General features: G+C 69.3%; 19 protein-coding genes. 10 read left to right on the top strand and 9 right to left on the bottom strand.

From position 1 onward, the window contains the following. Positions 1 to 97: 97 nt before the first annotated feature. The 3 genes from AQI95_RS06825 to hemL form a co-directional block, all read right to left on the bottom strand. A complete protein-coding gene (locus AQI95_RS06825) occupies positions 98 to 1,357 on the bottom strand; it encodes a polysaccharide deacetylase family protein (protein ID WP_067119020.1) in 1,260 nt (419 codons plus the stop codon). A 146-nt stretch (positions 1,358 to 1,503) separates the two neighbouring features. After that, positions 1,504 to 2,151, bottom strand: a complete 648-nt coding sequence (locus tag AQI95_RS06820; protein ID WP_067120349.1) for a histidine phosphatase family protein — start codon at positions 2,149 to 2,151, stop codon at positions 1,504 to 1,506. A 68-nt stretch (positions 2,152 to 2,219) separates the two neighbouring features. Next, the gene (gene hemL / locus AQI95_RS06815) at positions 2,220 to 3,545 is read right to left on the bottom strand and encodes a glutamate-1-semialdehyde 2,1-aminomutase (protein WP_208614095.1); all 1,326 of its coding nucleotides are present in this window, start codon (positions 3,543 to 3,545) and stop codon (positions 2,220 to 2,222) included. Positions 3,546 to 4,283: 738 nt separating this feature from the next. Here hemL and AQI95_RS06805 point away from each other — a divergent pair. Beyond that, positions 4,284 to 4,721, top strand: coding sequence for a hypothetical protein (locus AQI95_RS06805; RefSeq protein ID WP_067119017.1), 438 nt, complete (start codon positions 4,284 to 4,286; stop codon positions 4,719 to 4,721). Positions 4,722 to 4,798: 77 nt separating this feature from the next. Here AQI95_RS06805 and AQI95_RS06800 read toward each other — a convergent pair whose 3' ends face one another. From AQI95_RS06800 to AQI95_RS06785, 4 genes are all read right to left on the bottom strand, one after another. Beyond that, a complete protein-coding gene (locus AQI95_RS06800; protein WP_067119014.1) occupies positions 4,799 to 5,338 on the bottom strand; it encodes a hypothetical protein in 540 nt (179 codons plus the stop codon). Between the two features lie 88 nt (positions 5,339 to 5,426). Beyond that, on the bottom strand, positions 5,427 to 7,412 hold the full coding sequence (locus AQI95_RS06795; RefSeq protein WP_208614094.1) for a hypothetical protein: 1,986 nt from the start codon (positions 7,410 to 7,412) through the stop codon (positions 5,427 to 5,429). Then, positions 7,409 to 8,572, bottom strand: a complete 1,164-nt coding sequence (locus AQI95_RS06790) for a 5'-methylthioadenosine/S-adenosylhomocysteine nucleosidase family protein (RefSeq protein ID WP_067119011.1) — start codon at positions 8,570 to 8,572, stop codon at positions 7,409 to 7,411. The genes AQI95_RS06795 and AQI95_RS06790 overlap by 4 nt, the downstream gene beginning before the upstream one ends. Beyond that, entirely contained in the window at positions 8,573 to 9,334 is a 762-nt protein-coding gene (locus AQI95_RS06785) for an NUDIX hydrolase (protein WP_067119009.1), read from the bottom strand. Between the two features lie 630 nt (positions 9,335 to 9,964). Between AQI95_RS06785 and AQI95_RS06780 the strand changes: the two genes are divergently transcribed. The 9 genes from AQI95_RS06780 (at position 9,965) to AQI95_RS06740 (ending at position 16,035) form a co-directional block, all read left to right on the top strand. After that, positions 9,965 to 10,450: a MarR family winged helix-turn-helix transcriptional regulator gene (locus AQI95_RS06780; RefSeq protein ID WP_067119006.1), complete on the top strand. Its 486-nt coding sequence runs from the start codon at positions 9,965 to 9,967 to the stop codon at positions 10,448 to 10,450. A gap of 113 nt (positions 10,451 to 10,563) precedes the next feature. After that, the gene (locus AQI95_RS06775; protein ID WP_067119003.1) at positions 10,564 to 11,232 is read left to right on the top strand and encodes a nitroreductase; all 669 of its coding nucleotides are present in this window, start codon (positions 10,564 to 10,566) and stop codon (positions 11,230 to 11,232) included. Between the two features lie 99 nt (positions 11,233 to 11,331). Beyond that, positions 11,332 to 12,060, top strand: coding sequence for an SDR family oxidoreductase (locus AQI95_RS06770; protein WP_067119000.1), 729 nt, complete (start codon positions 11,332 to 11,334; stop codon positions 12,058 to 12,060). 41 nt (positions 12,061 to 12,101) lie between these two features. Next, positions 12,102 to 12,767, top strand: a complete 666-nt coding sequence (locus AQI95_RS06765) for a nitroreductase (RefSeq protein ID WP_067120341.1) — start codon at positions 12,102 to 12,104, stop codon at positions 12,765 to 12,767. Positions 12,768 to 12,968: 201 nt separating this feature from the next. Beyond that, positions 12,969 to 13,154 carry a hypothetical protein gene (locus AQI95_RS06760; RefSeq protein WP_067118997.1) on the top strand — a complete coding sequence of 62 codons (186 nt, stop codon included), beginning with the start codon at positions 12,969 to 12,971 and terminating at the stop codon, positions 13,152 to 13,154. A gap of 30 nt (positions 13,155 to 13,184) precedes the next feature. Further along, on the top strand, positions 13,185 to 13,529 hold the full coding sequence (locus tag AQI95_RS06755) for an effector-associated constant component EACC1 (protein WP_067118993.1): 345 nt from the start codon (positions 13,185 to 13,187) through the stop codon (positions 13,527 to 13,529). Between the two features lie 2 nt (positions 13,530 to 13,531). Continuing rightward, the gene (locus AQI95_RS06750) at positions 13,532 to 14,491 is read left to right on the top strand and encodes a caspase family protein (RefSeq protein WP_107121570.1); all 960 of its coding nucleotides are present in this window, start codon (positions 13,532 to 13,534) and stop codon (positions 14,489 to 14,491) included. A gap of 97 nt (positions 14,492 to 14,588) precedes the next feature. Next, positions 14,589 to 14,840 (top strand): hypothetical protein, encoded by a 252-nt coding sequence (locus AQI95_RS06745; protein ID WP_067120339.1) that lies wholly within the window; start codon positions 14,589 to 14,591, stop codon positions 14,838 to 14,840. A 10-nt stretch (positions 14,841 to 14,850) separates the two neighbouring features. Continuing rightward, complete coding sequence (locus tag AQI95_RS06740; protein ID WP_067118990.1) at positions 14,851 to 16,035, top strand: SPFH domain-containing protein; 1,185 nt, start codon at positions 14,851 to 14,853, stop codon at positions 16,033 to 16,035. Here the strand turns inward: AQI95_RS06740 and AQI95_RS06735 are convergent. Together AQI95_RS06735 and AQI95_RS06730 are read right to left on the bottom strand one after the other, a co-directional pair. Then, a complete protein-coding gene (locus AQI95_RS06735) occupies positions 16,032 to 16,691 on the bottom strand; it encodes an NAD(P)-dependent oxidoreductase (protein ID WP_067118987.1) in 660 nt (219 codons plus the stop codon). The genes AQI95_RS06740 and AQI95_RS06735 overlap by 4 nt on opposite strands. Further along, positions 16,579 to 17,649 carry an EamA family transporter gene (locus AQI95_RS06730; RefSeq protein WP_341849461.1) on the bottom strand — a complete coding sequence of 357 codons (1,071 nt, stop codon included), beginning with the start codon at positions 17,647 to 17,649 and terminating at the stop codon, positions 16,579 to 16,581. The genes AQI95_RS06735 and AQI95_RS06730 overlap by 113 nt, the downstream gene beginning before the upstream one ends. Between the last annotated feature and the right edge of the window lie 41 nt (positions 17,650 to 17,690).

Genomic DNA, 17,690 nt, shown 5'->3' with positions numbered 1-17,690 from the left:
AGGAGCTATTTACACGGGACATTTCCGGCAAGGGGACAGAGGGGCGGCGCGGCGCCCGCAAGGCGGGCGACCGGCAAGGCGGGCGACCGGCGGGCGATCAGGCGAGGAACTGCTTCCAGCCGCTGGTGGGCTGCTGGCCGACGCCCAGCGTGCGCAGCTTGTCGAGCACCTCGGGCTTCTGCACGTCCATCCAGTCGACGAACTGCCGGAAGGAGACCAGCCGCACGTCCGCGCCCTTCTCCTTCTCCCGCGCGATGTGCTTGAAGGCCTCCTCGACGGAGTCCATGTAGATGCCGCCGTTCCAGTGCTCGAAGTGGTTGCCGATGAAGAACGGCGCCCGGTTTGTCTTGTATGCCCGCTCGAAGCCCGCGATGTACGCCCCCGCGGACTGCTTGCGCCAGCCCGGGTAGTTGGCGGGCGGCGCCTTGGTCGAGTTGACCGACTGGTTGGCGAGCATGTTGTAGTCCATGGACAGGACCTCGAAGGAACGTCCGGGGAAAGGAATCTGCTGCAGCGGGAGGTCCCAGATGCCCAGCCGCTTCACCGGCCACACCTGACGGCCGCCCGGCGAGGAGGCGTCGTAGCGCCAGCCGAGCTTCTTGGCGGTGGGCAGCAGGTTGTTCTGGCCGAGCAGGCACGGCGTACGGCCGCCGACCAGTTCCTTGTCGTAGTCGAAGGGCAGCGAGGGCATGTCGGACCAGCCGGTGTTGGTCCGCCACTGCTTCACGAAGGCCTTGGCCTGGTCGATCTCGCTCTGCCACTGCTGCGGGGTCCAGTTGCCCACCGTGCCGTGGCCGGAGCAGAAGTGCCCGTTGAAGTGGGTGCCGATCTCGTGGCCCTCGAGCCAGGCGCGGCGCACATTGGTCAGCGTCGCCTTGATGTGCTCGTCGGTGAGGTAGCCGATGTCGGAGGCACCGCGCGGGTTGTTCGGGGGCTCGTACATCCGCTTCTTCGACTCGGGCAGCAGATACAGCCCCGAGAGGAAGAAGGTCATGCTCGCGCCGTGCTGCTTGGCGAGGTCCAGGAAGCGCGGGAAGAGTCCGTTGCCGACCTCGCCGGCGCCGTCCCAGGAGAAGATCACGAACTGCGGCGGGGTCTGGCCCGGCTCGAGCGGCTCGGGCTTGGCCGGCTGGTGCGGCTGCTTGCCCGTGAAGGACGTCGAGCCGTCCCCGATGGGCCGGCCCGCCTGCGAACCGCCCCCGCCCTGGGCGTCCTTGCCATCGCCGGAACCGGCCGAGTGCCCGGCACCGTCCGATGACGTGTTGCTCCCGCAACCGGCGAGGGTGGCGGCAGCCGCCGCGCCCGCGCCGAGGCCGAGTATTCCCCGGCGGGAGAGAGTCCGGGAGACGGTGCGCATGGAGATCCCCGATTCGTCGCGCCTGCTGGTAGTCACCAACTGAGAGGGCGCGGCGATCGGGGAGGTTCACTTCGATTCGTATGTTTTTCGCAATATCTCAGGCAAAAGCGCCAAAGGTACGTCAAGCAGCCTGCGAGAAGCGGCAGTTACGCGCCGAAGGCCTTGCTCTTCCCCTGCACCGGCTTGGCACCGGCACGGAGATGGGCCGGGACGAGATCGATGGCGGGCTCGCTGTAGCCGACCGACACGATCTTGTCGCCCAGATATGTGAAAGTCGTCAGCGAAGCCAGCGTGCACTGCCGCTTGCGCGGATCGTGCCACAGCCGCCGCCGCTCCACATAGGAGCGCACGATCCAGATCGGCAGCTGGTGACTGACCAGCACCGCCTCGTGCCCGCGCGCGGCGTCCTTGGCGGAGTTCAGCGCGCCCGTCATCCGCACCACCTGGTCGACGTACGGCTCGCCCCAGGACGGCCTGAACGGGTTGACCAGATGCTTCCAGTTGTCGGGCTTGCGCAGCGCGCCGTCCCCCACCCCGAAGGTCTTGCCCTGGAAGACGTTGTCGGCCTCGATGAGCCGCTCGTCGGTGTCCAGGTCGAGACCGTGCGCCTTGGCGATCGGGGTGGCCGTCTCCTGCGCCCGCTCCAGCGGCGAGGCGCAGACGTACGTCACGTCCCGCGAGGCGAGGTGCTCGGCGACCCGGTCGGCCATCCGCCGGCCCAGCTCGGACAGGTGGTACCCGGGCAGCCGCCCGTACAGGATCCCGTCCGGGTTGTCGACCTCGCCGTGGCGCATGACATGGACGACCGTGACGTCCTTGTCCCTGTTGCCGTTGCTGCCGCCGGTGCTGCTGATGCTGGTGCTCACGCGGTGGCCTCCGCAGCCGCCCGGGCCGCCGCCGGAAGGGCGTCGGCGATGATCTGGACGGCCCGCTCGTCGTGGGCCGTGGACACGAACCAGGACTCGAAGGACGACGGCGGCAGATAGACGCCGTTCGACAGCAGCGAGTGGAAGAACGCGGTGAAGCGGAACGACTCCTGGCGCTTGGCGTCCTCGTAGTTCCGCACCTGCCGGTCGGTGAAGAACACGGAGAACATGTTGGAGGCGGTCTGCAGCCGGTGCGCGACGCCCTCCTTGCTCAGCGCCTCGGTGACGAGGGCCCGGATCTGCGCGGACACGGCGTCGACCTTGTCGTACGCCGCGTCGTCGAGCAGCCGCAGCTGGGCGAGCCCGGCGGCGGTGGCGACCGGGTTCCCGGACAGCGTGCCGGCCTGGTACACGGGCCCGGCGGGCGCGAGGTGGGCCATGACATCGGCACGGCCGCCGAAGGCGGCGGCGGGGAACCCACCGCCCATGACCTTGCCGAAGGTCATGAGGTCGGGCCTGACCCCGTCGATGCCGAACCATCCGGCCCGGCTGGTCCTGAAGCCCGTCATGACCTCGTCGGAGATGTACAGGGCGCCGTTCTTCCCACAGGCGTCCTTCAGCCCCTGGTTGAAGCCGGGGTCCGGCGGGACGACGCCCATGTTGCCCGGCGAGGCCTCGGTGATCACGCACGCGATCTCGCCGGGGTACCGGTGGAAGGCCTCCTGCACGGCCTCCAGATCGTTGTACGGCAGCACGATCGTGTCGCCGGCCTGGGCGCCCGTGACACCGGGCGTGTCGGGCAGCGCGAAGGTGGCGAGCCCGCTGCCGGCCGCGGCGAGCAGCGCGTCCACGTGCCCGTGGTAGCACCCGGCGAACTTGATCACCTTGGACCGCCCCGTGAACCCGCGGGCGAGCCGGATCGCGGACATGGTCGCCTCGGTCCCGCTGCTGACCAGCCGGACCTGCTCCACGGGCTCGACCCGGGCGACGATCTCCTCGGCGAGCGCGACCTCGCCCTCACCGGGCGTGCCGAAGGAGGTGCCGCGGGCGACGGCCTCCTGGACGGCGGCGATGACCTCGGGCTGCGCATGCCCGAGGATCATGGGACCCCAGGAGCACACGAGGTCGACGTACTCGCGTCCGTCGGCGTCGGTGAGGTACGGCCCGTTGCCGGACACCATGAAACGAGGCGTACCGCCGACGGCGCGGAAGGCGCGCACCGGCGAGTTCACACCGCCGGGTGTGACGACGGAGGCACGGTCGAAGAGCGCCTGGGAGGCGGGCGCATCGTAGGGATAGGGCGTTTCGCTCAGGGCACTCATGACGTGCGACTTCTCCGACTTCTCGGACTCCGGTTGCGTGGTGACCTCCTCAGGGTAGGCCGCGGCCCGCCGAGACGGGGGCCCGCCTCGGGATCGAGGCGCGGATCGCCTCCCGCCGAAGACCCGGCGCAGGGCGCCGTTCGACGCCCCGGTCGCGGCCCGATCGCCGCACGGAACGATCCCGGAACGCCCCCCGGGACGATCCCCGGAACGACGCACGGAACGCCCCCCGGAACTCCCCTCGGATCGGCGCACGGACCGGTGCTTCACCATCCATCGCCGCTATCCGCCATCTGCGAGACTGAGACCTGATACACACAGCTCATACGCACGTAATGACCAGGGACCGGCAAGAACCCGTGGACTGTTGTTCCACCGCACGTTTCGGCGGGCGGCCGTGGGGGAGGTCACTGACACGATGATCGGGTTGCGCGGCGGGGGCCACGCGTCCTAGAAAAGCAGTCGGGTGGAGATATGCATCGCGGTGGCGGACTGGGCGAGGGGACTGATGACCTGGGTCCTCGACGTGCCCGGCGGGGAAGGCACCGGCGCGACGCGGAGGAATCGACCGAGGCACGACAGAACGACGCACGTCAGACACAGGGTGTACCGAGCGAGCCCGAGCGGTACGACCGGCAGACTGATCGACAGCTGGACCTTCAGCGGGACCGGCCGATCGAGAGCCGGCTCGACCACCGGGCCGACCGCCTGCGGGCGGGGAGCAGGAATGGTGGTCGGGTGGGGGTGACGTACAAATACTTCGGTGCGCCGGACGGCGCCACCGCGGCCCGCGTCCCCATCTCGATGCGCCCCGAGGAACTCGGCGGCGACGAGCTGGGCATGAACGGCATGTTCACCAAGATCAAGCCGGAGACGATGGCCGCGATGGTCCTGACCGGCATCGAAGGCGTCCCGCTGCACAAGGTCCCGCCCCTGGAACTGGTCGTCCTGCACCCCGACTACGCGGTCGTCAAGCTCCCCATGACCGTCGTCGACCCCCTGCGCGGCATCGGCGAGGAGGCGGTCGGCGCGGCAGCCTTCATCTGGTCGACGGTCCCTGACCGCGGCGGCCCGCGGGACGCGTTCAACGTGTACCAGTTGCTGCACGAGTGGCAGGACTTCTCGGTCCGGCTGCATGAGGCGGGGCATCAGCCGTATTGCCTTGTGTGGCCCTGAGCTGGGGTTTCGCTGGTTTCGGGCGGGGTCTTCGGGCCTCGCCCTTTTTGGTGCCGGAGAGGGGGCGCAGAGCAGCACTACCGCTCCGCATAGCGCAGGAACTGCCAGCCCAGTACGGCCAGGGCAAGTGTCTGCGCGAGGGAGACGATCACGAGAAGAGGCCGGACGGCGGGAGAGCACCAGAACGCGGTCACACAGATCATCGGCAAGGCCAAGTACGTGAACAGATCCACAGCGGTCTGCAGTCGCTTGCGCGTGGTGCGGCTCGCATCGTCGCGGTGGTAGACCTCCCAGCCGAACACTGCCCCGCGGGCGCCGCTGAGCTCGGCCAGCCTCGGTCCCAGCTGGTCGCGGATGTAGCAGCCGACCGCCGAGATCTTCTCGTCGTTGACCAGGTAGGTCCAGCCCAGGACCAGGCAGATCACGGGGACGGCGAGCAGCAGCTGAGCCTGCCTGCTCTGGACGGTGATCGCCAGGATCGCGGTGACCGCGGCGAGCGTGAAGTAGAGCAGGTTGTCACGGAAGCCTATCCGGGTCTTCTGCTCCTCCTTGATGCGGTCGTACTCGGCCAGCAGCAGTCTGCTCTCGGTGACGTCGTCTGTGGCGGCCACGGCCATTCCTAAGCTCGGGTCCCGGCTGGGCTGATGAGTGGGCGGGCAGGGCTCCGGCGCTCCGGCCCCTGCCCGCTCCGAAGGCCCGGAAGACTCAGCCGGCAGCATGGAAGGACGGAAGGTTGTCGGGGTTGTTTCGTTCGATCCAACCCTTTCCGTCCGCCGCGATTCCTTCCAGGAGGCGGAAGGTGTGGATGAAACCAGCCGAATTGAGGTCGATTTCGGCGATTTCCTGGGCGTTCTCGTCCGGCGCGAGGTGATGGGTGTCGGCGTCTTTGACACGAATGTTCCTGGCCGGCCCGTTGGTGAGGACGAGCTCCAGGTCGTAGCCGACCTCGCTGCGTTCCGTCACCTGTACGGAGGACAACGCGTCGAACCGGTAGTTGCTTCGCTGCCTGTTCCCGCGTCTTGCGTCGGTGAAATCGAATTCCGAGCTGATCTCACGAACGCCACCCTGTGTGACCAGGAAAAGACGGAAGCTGTAGCGCGAGTATCGCCAAGGACCGCCCTTCACACGCCCTCGTTTGTAGGGGCGTGCGGGTGTCACCAGGATGGTGTGGGTGATCAGGTCGCGCCAGGTGAGCTGGTAGTGGCGGAGTACTTCGTCGATGAACAGCGTCTTGTCGCAGGTGAGCCAGGTCTCCATTTCCTGCTCACTGGGTCGCGTGGCGTCCAGGAACGACTTCCAATTCTGGTACGCGGCTTGCCGCGCGGCCAACCGCTCCTGATATTCCTGGGTTTCCTCGGCCAGTCGGCGCTCCTCACCCCGGGCCTCCAGCCACGAGGACGCAGCCGCACGTCCGGACCAGACCATGCCGACTACGGCAAGGATGGCCAGCACCATCTGCGACGCGCCGACACTTGAGGCCACTGTTCCGAGGAGGGCCAGAGTCGTGATGCCTAGAGCGACGAGGGCGACCACGCACAGCGCCTTCGCCGCCGCCGGCGTCTGGCCCTGGTGGCGTGAATCAAACAGAGTGCCTTTGCTGTACCGGTCCCGCGTATCCTCAGCGAGATAGCGAATCAGCCAATTGACCCGGTCCACGCTGATTCGGCTCTCGCGGTAGAGAACCGCGATCTCGGAGACGAGACTATTGCGGATGTGGACGGTATGACCGAGCCATTCGTGCGGGGTGAATCCGTAGGGCACGCGGGTACTGAAGTAGTGGTCGAACGAATGACGGACGCTGTTGGTGAACCCCTCTCCGGGAGAGGCGGGGTCGCGCGCGTGCGGTACCTGGAACATACGGTTCTTGGTCTTCAGCTGATGTTCCTGGTACCACCATCGGCAGCCGAAGTGAGTCGCGGTCAGGCCCGCACCGAGCGCCACCAGCAACTCGATGGCTGCCGCAGCCGGATCCGCGATCAGGGACAGGATGCAGAGGAATGCGGTGACGGCGAGGAACAGGCCGACTCGGACCGGGAGGGTTGCCTGGGCGGCAGCAGCGGCGCTTGGACGGGGCGGCAGGGCCCGTGGCCCGATGGGGTCGGGTTCGAAATAGGCCCAGACCCGTTGGACCCGGTCGTTGCCGAAGCGAGCCGCCTCGGCCCGCTCGCGGCGCTCGGCCCACAGGCTGTCCTTCAGCCCTCCGGTGAGCACCAGGTCGAAGTGGTGGAGGATCGTGTCACGCAGGCTGGGTGACAGGGCTCGCAACCGCTCCAGCACGCGTCCTGTTTCGCCGTCCGGGGTGCTGAGCATCTCCAGCAGTTCGAAAGCGACGCGCAGAGTGTCTTTCCACTCTCCCTCGGCATAGGTCCGTACGAGCCCGGAGGCGCGGTGCAGCCTCTGGAGCTCTTCGGTACTGAGGTCGTCGTAGGCGCGTCCGCTGAGCATGGCAAGCACCCAGTGGAAACGGACCTCCGCGTTGTCGTATCCGTTGGCGATCGCGTCACTGATCAAGTCGCGAGCGCGGCTGGGGACGCCATCCTCCAGGAACCGCACGCCGACCTTGTACTTTTCCTGAGGCGACGCATCCTGGTGGCCGATGGAGACGTGGGCGTTGTGTACGACCCCGGCTTGCATTCCGACGGTGGAGCCGTAAGCGGCCGAATTGTGCGTGACACTGCTGCCGTCGTTCATGACAAGTCACCCGCCGCAACAACCAGCGGTGCCAGTCTGGCCACCAGCTCGGGAAACTCTGCGATCAGACCGCGTAACCTCTTGAGTGCCATGGTCGCCCGCTTGGACGATTCGGGAGCACTCTCCCTTGCCGCCCGGCGGGCGAAGCCCAGCTCGGCCAGTGCCTCCCGGTAGGTGTCGTCGTCGAGGGCACCCTCGGCGTGGTGACGCTTCAGGCACTCACGGAAACCGTCCAGCTCCACGACCAGGTCCGCCGGACTGGACACCTTCGGGTCCGCGTTCAAGTAGACGCTGCTCTCCTTGACCGAGCCGGCCATGATGCCAACGGTGCTGTTATGGGCGGTGTTGCTGACGTGCTCTTTGTCTCTGTCGGCCGTATGGGCCCTGTCTGCCTGGGACATTGCGATCTGCTCCTGTTCTTCCACCAGTTCCACGGCCAGCCGTGTGGCGAATGCCGCCGCGTTCGCCGCGGCCCGTGGTTGCCAGTTACGGTCCTTCGCGCTGCTCTTCGTACCGTCCGCTCGGTCGCTGATTCCCCGGATGATGGCCACCGGTGCCCCGTTGAGATGGCCGGCCTGCGCCACACCGGCGGCCTCCATCTCGATCGCGAGCGCGTCGTTGTAGTGCTGCCGGATCCACCGCGCCTCGGCCGAGATCTTCGAGTTCTGCACGACCTCGCCGGCGGCGATCGCGCCGAAGCGCACCTGCGGCGCGCGCCCATGACCGGGCATGTCGTCGGCCCAGTCGTTCACGCGAGCCAGATGCGAGCCGAGCTGGCTGATACCGTGCGCCGCCTCCCACACCCGGGGACGGGCCTTGAGTCCGTCGTCCTCGCTGGTCCCGCCGTGGTAGGCGTACACGTGTGTCGCCATCACCACGTCGCCCAGCCTGGCGGTGTCCCACAGGGCACCGGCGACTCCGACGAACAACACGGCCACCGGCGAAAACTCCTGTATCGCGCGCTCAGCGATCACCGCGGCGGAATGATTCCCTTTGTTCGTCAGACCGAGCGCGACACGACATGAAGTGCCCTGCACGGTTCCCACCTCGAACCGCGTCCCACGCTCATGACGGTGCACCTGCGGACCGGCCAGTTTCCGGCGCACGGCCTGGTATTCGAGATTGAGGGCGGTGAGAACCACCACCAGGTCCTTCGACATCTAATCCCCTTCCTCTCTCGTGTCCTCTTCCGTTCCCGTGTCCTCTTCCGTGCGGGACGGCACAGGCCGGATCAGTGGTGGGGACAACACCGACTTCGGCCCGGCCCGGTACAGCCGCGCGGGCCGTCCTCCCGTGGTCCTACGTCCCGGGCCGGCGGGGACGATGAATCCCTTTACGGCCTGGACTTTCCGGTAGAAATTGCGGGTGTCGAGTTCGGTTCCCCAAACCGCCTCGTACACCTGCTGCAACTCGGCTATGGTGAAGAGTTCTCCGCAGAACGCCGTGGCCAGCGCCGAGAATTCGAGCTTGGTACGCGCGCGTTCGATTCCGTCCGTCACGATCCGGCGGTGATCGAAGGCCAGTTCCACCTCGCCGGACAGGACGGCATCCGCGGGAACCCACGCAGCATCCACGGCGTCCGTTCCCGCGACCGGTTCGGGGAGTCCCGGCGCGATCGCCAAGTGGGCCACGGAAACGACTCGTCCCCGTGGATCACGGCCTGCGCCGCCGTAGGTGGCCAACTGCTCAAGATGCACGCACCCGGCAACCAGAGCGGTTTCCTCACTCAACTCACGGTGGGCGGCGTCCAGGATCTCCTCACCGGCGTGATTGAGGAATCCACCGGGCAGAGCCGGCATGCCCCGAAAAGGATCTTCGCCCCGCTCCACGAGCAGGACACACAGTCGCCCCTGACGCAGCGTCAGGATCACGAGATCGACCGTCAGCAGCACGGGCGTGGGTGACCACACGTCAACTTGCATGACTCTTACGGTACTTCGGTTACTGTCACTTCCACAAGAAGGGAGACACGGAGGCCGCTGGTGCTGTACGGCGGAGGCACTCCGAGCGGTCGACTCGTCGTCCGATCCGCAGCGTCGGGGTCGGGGCCGAGATGCTCGATGGTCCGCCGCACCGGCGCCGGGGGCTGCGGCCGGCGCTGGGCTCGGTGAGCGGTCGCGGGCTGTACCAGTTCTGCGCGGCACCGCGCAGGCCCGCCGTTGCGCGCGACCTCGCGGCTCACCGTCGAGGCGGGACGGTTCAGGCGTCCGCAGACGACCTGCACTGCGATGCCGTGCGGATCACCGGCGGCACCACTGGGCGACTGGCCCTCACGGCCCGGCTGAACTCCTTGCTGGCCAACATCGCAGAGACGGTGCGTTCACGGTTCAGCGGAAAGGTCACCTGCGCCTCCGGAACGTGGGAACAGGTCGATGGGGCGCCCTTCGGCATCGTGAGTGCGGACGCCTACGGCGATGCCAGTGACGCCTTCCGTCAGGACCTGCGCGAGATTGCTCGCCGTCTTCGACGAGGAAGGCGTGGACACCCTCGGCGGGGCCACGCGCCCGATTTAGTTTCAAACGATACCGTATCGAATGAAGTAGTCTTGGCCCATGACCGCCGACACCCCTCACCGAACCACCGCCTCGCGGGCGACCGACCGCCCCGGGGACGCCTCGCCTTTCGCTCTCGGTCTGCTGCTGCGCCGGGCGCACTGGCGCGCGGCCGCGGTGATGGGGGAGGCGCTTCGGCCGCTCGGTGTCGAGTTGCGGCATTTCGCGGTGCTGATCGAGCTGGTCAACCACGGGCCCACGGTGCAACGGGACCTGGCGGCGGCGACGGGGTCGGACAAGGCGGGGATCATGCGGGTCGTGGACGACCTGGAGCGCAAGGGCCTGGCCGTACGCAAGGCCGTCCCGGGGGACCGGCGGGTGCGAGCGGTGGAGATCACGCCTCAGGGGCTCGAACTCTTCGACGCGGCCCATGCGGCCGCGGGGCCGCTGGCCGAGCGGCTGGTCGCCGAACTGGGCTCCGGTGGGTCCGAGCAGCTGGCGGCCCTGCTGACCCGGCTCGCGCATCCCGCGGACGACGAGGCGTAAGCCCGCCCGCACACCGGTGTGGTGATCAACCAGAGCCGAGGCTTCGCGCTCGATAGTTTCATTCGATACAGTATTGAGTAATACTATCTTGAGTGTGATGAAGGAGGACGACCGTGGACGTCTACGAGGCAGTCGCGAGCCGGCGGGCGGTGCGCGCGTTCACCGACCGACCCGTCCCGAGGGCGACGCTGGAGCGTGTGCTGTCCGCCGCGGCCTGGTCACCGTCCGGATCGAACCTCCAGCCGTGGCACACCTACGTGCTGACCGGCGCGCCGCTGGCCGAACTCAAGAAGCGTGCCGGCGAGCGCCTGGCCTCGGGCGACCCCTGGGACGCGCCGGAGTACGAGATGTATCCGCCCGAGCTGAGGTCTCCCTACCGCGAGCGCCGATCCGTCTTCGGCGAGCAGCGCTACGGTGCGCTCGGCATCGCGCGCGACGACCTGGAGGCACGTCAGCGGGCCGCCGCCGCGAACTGGGACTGCTTCGGCGCACCCGCCGCCCTGTTCTGCTACATCGACAAGGACATGGGCTCGCCCCAATGGGCCGACGTCGGCATGTATCTGCAGACCGTCATGCTGCTGCTGCGCGCCGAGGGGCTGCACAGCTGCACGCAGATGGCCTGGGCGAAGTACCACAAGACGGTCGCGGAGGTCCTGGCAGCCCCGGACGGACTCATCCTCTTCTGCGGCATGTCGATCGGGTTCGAGGACGTCACAGCGGGCGACGCCCGCATAGGCCGGGCACCGCTCGACGAGACGGTCACGTTCGTCGACGGCGTCTGACGCCGCCCCTCCCCGGTCGATCGACGGGCCGTTTCATGCCACACCCACATAGCGGTTCATATGCCATATTGCCCACGTAATCCTGACGAAGGGCATGCCATGAAGATCGCAGTCATCGGCGGTACCGGACTGATCGGGTCGCAGGTGGTCAAGAACCTGAACGCCGCCGGACACGAGGCGGTACCGCACTCGAAGTCCACCGGGGTCGACATCATCAGCGGCCAGGGACTGGACGAGGCGGTGGCGGGAGCCGACGTCGTCGTCAACCTGACGAACTCCCCGACCTTCGACGAAGCCTCCCTGGCCTTCTTCCAGACCTCGATGGACAACCTCCTGACCGCGGCCCGCAAGGGCGGCGTCAGCCACTTCGTCATCCTCTCGATCGTCGGCGTGGACCAGGTGCCGGAGCTGGACTACTACCGCGCCAAGGCGCTCCAGGAGAAGATCCTCGCGGACGGGCCGATCCCGTACTCGATCGTGCGGGCCACGCAGTTCATGGAGTTCATGGACGCGGTCCTGTCCTGGACCGCTGACGCCGACACCGTCCGGTTGCCCACCACTCCCCTCCAGCCCATCGCCTCCAAAGACGTGGCCGCCGCGGTGGCGGAGGTCGCCGCGGGCTCCCCGCTGAACGGCATCCACAACGTCGCCGGCCCCGAGGTCTTCGGCCTGGACGAGCTGGGCCGGATCACCCTGTCCCACGAGGGCGACAGCCGTACCGTCGTCGTCGACCCCACCGCCGGCATGTTCGCCGTCGTCAAGGGCGACGTCCTCACCGACAAGGACGCCCACCTCGCCCCCACCCGCTACGCCGACTGGCTCTCCTGACACCCCCGCACGAGGGCAGCGGACGAGGGAGGCGGATGGTCCTGGACGTCTATGCGGCGGTCACGAGCCGACGTGCGGTGCGCGCGTTCACCGACCGGCCCGTCCCGCGGGAGGTGCTGGAGCGCGTGCTGTCCGCCGCGGCCTGGGCGCCGTCCGGATCGAACCTCCAGCCGTGGCGCGTCTACGTGCTGACCGGAGGGCCGCTGGCCGAGCTCAAGAGGCGCGCCGGCGAGCGCGTGGCCGCGGGCGACCCCTGGGACGAGCGGGAGTACGAGATGTATCCGCCCGAACTGAAGTCTCCGTACCATGAGCGCCGGTCCGCCTTCGGCCATGAGCGCTACAGCGCACTCGGTGTCGCGCGCGAGGACTGGGAGGCGCGCCAGAGGGCCGCCGCCGCGAACTGGGACTGCTTCGGCGCGTCCACCGCCCTGTTCTGCTACATCGACCGCGACATGGGCCGGCCTCAGTGGTCCGACATCGGCATGTATCTGCAGACCGTCATGCTGCTGCTGCGCGCCGAAGGGCTGCACAGCTGCACGCAGATGGCGTGGTCGGTGTATCGCAGGACGGTCGCGGAGGTTCTGTCACCGCCGGACGAGCTGATCCTCTTCTGTGGCATGTCGATCGGGTTCGAGGACGTCACGGTGGGTCACGCCCGTACGGGCCGGGCGCCCCTCGCCGAGACCGTCACGTTCGTCGAGGGCTAGCGCCCCAACAGGCGGGGCACCAGCGGGCAATGAGGTGCGCCGCCTTGTGCCGCCGTAGGTGAAGTGGTGCCATGGGGACGCGGGTCGGCTGCGATGCGGGGGCTGTCGTGCCTGGGCGCCGTCGGCGAAGAAGGGGCTGGGCGGGGGTCGCCGGTCGTCCTCGCGAGGCCGAGGCCGGTGTGACCTGGAGGACGCCGCGATGTGGCCGCGCAGGGCGTCCGCCGCCGGGAACTCCCCGCGATGGCGCTGGTCGGGCCGGCGCCCGCCGTGCGGGGGCGGGTGACCGGCGGTGAGCAGTGGTGCAGGAGGGCGGTCGGGGCCGGGAAGGCCAACGCACTGGTCGATCTGAAGGCCGTTCTGGAGGCACAACGCGGTTCCGGGCCCTGAACGGGCGCCGGACGCTGGACAGGGAGAGCGATGAGAGCGCACATCCGGCTGAGCGGCGAAACGGCCCAGGCCGAACTGATCGGGCTCGCGGAGTGGCTGGGCCGTGAGGACGACTTCCGCGGGCGGACGGTCGTCGAACGACCCGAGTCGCGCCCGGACCTCATGGGCGGCGTCGCCGAGGTGCTGATCGTGGCCCTCGGCGCCCAGGGCGCCGGAACGGTGCTGGCGGCCTCGCTGTCGGTGTGGATCAGGCAGCGGCGCCCGTCGGCGGACATCGAGGTGACCGGTCCCGACGGACAGAGCGTCAGGATCAGCCTGCGCAACGTCCCGCAGCCGGACCTGGACGCCGTACTGCGCAAGGTCCTGGAGCGGTAGAGATGCGCCTGCCCGATCCCCTGCGCTCCAGAGCGCTGCTGCTCGGCTTCGGCGCGTTCGCCGACCCCGGCCTGGCCGATCTGCCGGCCGTCGCGAACAACATCGAGGACCTGGCGCAAGCGCTCACCAGCCCGTGGGGCACCGCGCTCCCGGACGAGCACTGCGTACGGTCACGGCGGCGGGCCCCCGCCGACCTCACGACCCCCGCGGCCATCGGGGCGCGGCTGGTCGCCGCCGCCGATGAGGCCGAGGATCTGCTGCTCGTCTACTACGCCGGGCACGGCCTGGTCGGCCCGGACGGCGAGCTGTACCTGGCCGTGCCCGCGACCTCCGCCGACCCCTCGCTCGTGTCCTGGACGGGGCTGCCCTTCAGCCTGCTGCGCCGGACGCTGGCGAACGCCCGGGCCGCCAACCGGGTGCTGATCCTGGACTGCTGCTTCTCCGGCCTGGCCGTCGACGCGATGACCGCCACGACCTCGGTGGTCGCCGGCCAGCTGGCCGTGTCCGGCACCTGCACCCTGGCGTCGTCGCCGGCGAACCGTCCGTCCGTCGCCCCGGCCGGCGCCCGCCACACGGCGTACACCGGCGAACTGCTCCACCTCCTGGAGCACGGCACCACCGACGCCCCGGAATTCCTCACCCTGCAGTCCATCCACGACCACCTCGCCCGGGTGCTGCCCAGCAAGGGCCATCCGCGCCCCGAGCTGCGCAACACCCAGACGATCGGCCGTCTCGCACTCGCCAGGAACCGGGCCCGCTCCGACGCCACCCCCACCGACCCGGCGGCGCCGGTCCGGGAGGGCCACCTGCTGGAGCAGCTACGGCAGACCGGTCAGCAGGCCGCCCAGCAGCCCCCGCAGTACGCCCCTCAGCAGATGGTTCAACAAATGGAGACGGGCCCGGAGCCCCAGCAGGCGAAGTGGTCCGAGGACTGGGACCAGGGTTCGAAGAGTTCGTCGTAGAGGCGCCCCGGGGTCCGCCGGACCACTCCCGTTGGGTCCCGGCTCCGCTGGGTCTATCGTCTGAGTTCCGGGGTCAGGACGAGGAGGACGGCCGGTGATGCCGCAGGACGAGGCCGTAGTGGGCTGTGTGGGCACGGTGCTCATAGGGACGCGGGGATCCGCGGGACCCGGCGAGGTGCTGGTGCGGGTCCGGGGCGGCTCCGAGACGTTCCTGGCATGGTCGGAGGATCCCCTGCCTCCGGGCGCTACGGTCCTCGTGATCGAATCACGGGGATGCCGAGAGGTCGGCGTCATCGAGTGGGTGGATCCATTGGACGCGCTCGGCGGCGAGGCCGCCGGCGCCGGCTGAGGAGTAGAGCATGTTCGGATACCGCGTTCCCGCTCCCGACGAGGCGATGTTGATCTCGGGGGGTCGGCGGGGACTGGGGGGCGCGCCGTTCCGAGTGGTGACGGGCCACGGCAAGTTCGTGATCCCGTTCTTCCGCAAGACCCGCTTCCTCTCGCTCGCGATGTGCGAGTCCGAGGTCACCGAGACCTGTGTGACCAAGCAGGGCATCTCCCTGCACGTCCGCGCCGTCATCGCTTTCAAGGTCGGCAACGACCAGGAGAGCATCATCAACGCCGGTCAGCGCTTCCTCTCCGACCAGGAGCAGATGTCGGTGCTCACCGGGCGGATCTTCGCCGGCCATCTGCGGGCGATCATCGGCTCGATGACGGTCGAGGAGATCGTCACCGAGCGCCAGAAGCTCGCCGCCGAGGTCCTCGACACCTCGAAGGTGGAGATGGCGAAGATCGGCCTGATCGTCGACTCGCTGCAGATCCAGTCGATCGACGACGGCGACACCGGTTACATCGCCGCGATGTCCGCCCCGCACAAGGCGGCCATCCAGCGACAGGCCCAGATCGCCCAGGCCCAGGCCACGCAGGCCTCGGCCGAGGCCGAGCAGGCGGCGGCCCGCAAGCAGGCCGAGTACGCCCGGCAGACCGCCGTCGTCCAGGCCGAGTACTCGGCCGAGGTGGACCGTGCGCAGGCCCAGGCCTCGCAGGCCGGACCGCTGGCGCAGGCGCACGCCCAGCAGGAGGTGCTGGACGCCCAGACGGAACTGGCCCAGCGTCAGGCCCAGTTGCGCCAGCAGCAGCTGGTGGCCGAGGTCGTCAAGCCCGCCGAGGCCGAGGCCGAGCGGGTCCGGATCCTCGCCGCCGCCGAGGCCCAGCGCATGAAGATCCAGGCCGAGGCCGCGGCCTCCTACGACCGGGTCGCGCTCGACCGGATGCTCATCGACCAGCTTCCGCAGATCGTGAAGGAGGCCGCGGGCGGCCTGGCCGGTGCCAACGTCAACGTCCTGAACGGCGCGGACGGCCTCGGTGAGATCGCCGCCGGTCTGGTGTCCCAGGGGCTGACGATCCTCGACTCGGTCCGCCAGAACCTGGGCGGCCAGGACGCGGGCGACCGCCGCCCCGAGGAGAACAAGGGCAACGGCCTGCTCCAGCTGCGGTCGGGCAAGGAGCGCACGTCGGACGACGGCCCGGTGAACATGGACTAGTACGGGCCCTCAGGCCCGGCGTGGACGAGTGTGACGTGCCGGTCGGGTCCGGGGGTTTCGAGTTCGTCCAGTACGGCGACCGCCAGGTCCTCGGCGCTGATGCGGGACTGCCCGTCGGCGCCGAGGAGCAGGGTGTCGGTGCCGCGCCGATAGCGGCCGGTCCGCTCGCCGGGTTCCAGTACGGCGGGCGGGCTCAGGTACACCCAGTCGGCACCGGCACGTGCCTGGCAGGCACGCAGCTGGGCGACGCCGGCGAGCGCCACGGCCCGGTGTTCCGCCGGCACGTAGAGGGGGTTCTCGGCGACCGGCGGCTCCTGGTCGTCGGGGCTGCGCAGGGCGCCGGCGCCACCGACCACGAGGACCCGGATGCCGAGCCCCGCGGCCGCGTCCAGCACGGTACGGGTGGCGCCGACCAGGAAGTCCTGGTCGACCGGGACGGTCCGCACGGTCAGTACGACGGCGTCCGCCGCCGACCCGGCCAGTGCCTCCCGTACGGCCTGCGGGTCGCTCACGTCGACGGCGACCGGCGTCACCGCCGGGTCCTCACTCTCGGGCGGTCTCCGGGACAGCGCCGACACCCGGTGTCCGCGCGCGCTCGCCTCGGTGACCACCCGGCCGCCGACCATTCCGGTGGCCCCGAGCACGGCGATCGTCATGGCGTTCGTCATCGGTTCTCTCCTTCTCCGCCACTGTCTTCTTCTCCGCCGCGGTCTTCTTCTCCGCCGCGGTCTTCTTCTCCGCCGCGGTCTTCTTCCGTCCCGTGGGACTGAGTTGCGCGGCCACCAACGCGGTCAGCGCCAGGGCGAAGCCCAGGGCCTGGGGCAGGTTCAGCGACTCGCCCTGTGCGATGCCGATGACGGTCGCGACCAGCGGGGACAGCAGCACCAGCGGTGCGGACGCGGCGACCGGCAGTCTGCCGATCCCGCGGAACCACAGCGCGTAGGCGATCAGTCCGCCCATGCTGCCGAGCCACGCATAGCCGCCGACGGCACCCGCGTCGATCCGCTGCGGCACCCCCTCGACCGCCAGGGTGAGCGGCAGCAACAGCAGGCCGCCGACGGTCAGTTGCCAGCCGGCCAGGGTCAGCGGGCCCACGCCCGCCGGGCGTCCCCAGCGTTTGGTGAGGACGACCCCGCCGGCCATGGTGGTCGTGTGCCCGAGGCCGGCGAGCACTCCTACGGCGTCCAGCCGGGCCCCCGGTCCCAGCACCACCAGCCCCACCCCGACCACTCCGAGCACGCCCCAGGCCAGCCGCCAGACCGTCGGCCGGTCGTGGAGCGCGGCGAGGCCCAGCCCCGCCACCAGCAGCGGCTGGACGGCGCCGAGGGTGGCGGCGACCCCGCCGGGGAGCCGTTCGGCGGCCACGAACAACAGGGGCATGGCGCCGATGTTGAGGGCGCCGAGGACCGCGGTCCTCCACCACCACTGCCCGCGCGGCAGCACCCGGGTGATCGCCAGCGCGAGCAGCCCGGCGGGCAGGGCGCGCATCAGGCCCGCGAACAGCGGATGCCCGGGCGGCAGCAGCCGCGTGGTGACCACATAGGTGGTGCCCCAGGACGCGGGAGCGAGCGCGGTCAGCAGAACGGTTGTCGCCTGCGCCTTGTAGCGATCCATGAGGGAAGTCTCGGCCCGCCCCCATCATGAATCCAAAGCAT

Origin of the sequence: Streptomyces yokosukanensis, assembly GCF_001514035.1 — a bacterium.
In the GTDB taxonomy this organism is placed as follows: domain Bacteria; phylum Actinomycetota; class Actinomycetes; order Streptomycetales; family Streptomycetaceae; genus Streptomyces; species Streptomyces yokosukanensis.
Note: the sequence above shows the minus strand (reverse complement) of the source record. Positions and strands in the feature narration are given on the sequence as shown.

Coding starts and splice junctions, on each gene's coding strand:
- AQI95_RS06740 (WP_067118990.1), top strand. CDS start 14,851: ATGTTCGGATACCGCGTTCCCGCTCCCGACGAGGCGATGTTGATCTCG.
- hemL (WP_208614095.1), bottom strand. CDS start 3,545: ATGAGTGCCCTGAGCGAAACGCCCTATCCCTACGATGCGCCCGCCTCC.
- AQI95_RS06800 (WP_067119014.1), bottom strand. CDS start 5,338: ATGGCCGTGGCCGCCACAGACGACGTCACCGAGAGCAGACTGCTGCTG.
- AQI95_RS06790 (WP_067119011.1), bottom strand. CDS start 8,572: ATGTCGAAGGACCTGGTGGTGGTTCTCACCGCCCTCAATCTCGAATAC.
- AQI95_RS06820 (WP_067120349.1), bottom strand. CDS start 2,151: ATGCGCCACGGCGAGGTCGACAACCCGGACGGGATCCTGTACGGGCGG.
- AQI95_RS06780 (WP_067119006.1), top strand. CDS start 9,965: ATGACCGCCGACACCCCTCACCGAACCACCGCCTCGCGGGCGACCGAC.
- AQI95_RS06745 (WP_067120339.1), top strand. CDS start 14,589: ATGCCGCAGGACGAGGCCGTAGTGGGCTGTGTGGGCACGGTGCTCATA.
- AQI95_RS06825 (WP_067119020.1), bottom strand. CDS start 1,357: ATGCGCACCGTCTCCCGGACTCTCTCCCGCCGGGGAATACTCGGCCTC.
- AQI95_RS06795 (WP_208614094.1), bottom strand. CDS start 7,412: ATGAACGACGGCAGCAGTGTCACGCACAATTCGGCCGCTTACGGCTCC.
- AQI95_RS06755 (WP_067118993.1), top strand. CDS start 13,185: ATGAGAGCGCACATCCGGCTGAGCGGCGAAACGGCCCAGGCCGAACTG.
- AQI95_RS06735 (WP_067118987.1), bottom strand. CDS start 16,691: ATGACGATCGCCGTGCTCGGGGCCACCGGAATGGTCGGCGGCCGGGTG.
- AQI95_RS06750 (WP_107121570.1), top strand. CDS start 13,532: ATGCGCCTGCCCGATCCCCTGCGCTCCAGAGCGCTGCTGCTCGGCTTC.
- AQI95_RS06730 (WP_341849461.1), bottom strand. CDS start 17,649: ATGGATCGCTACAAGGCGCAGGCGACAACCGTTCTGCTGACCGCGCTC.
- AQI95_RS06770 (WP_067119000.1), top strand. CDS start 11,332: ATGAAGATCGCAGTCATCGGCGGTACCGGACTGATCGGGTCGCAGGTG.
- AQI95_RS06785 (WP_067119009.1), bottom strand. CDS start 9,334: ATGCAAGTTGACGTGTGGTCACCCACGCCCGTGCTGCTGACGGTCGAT.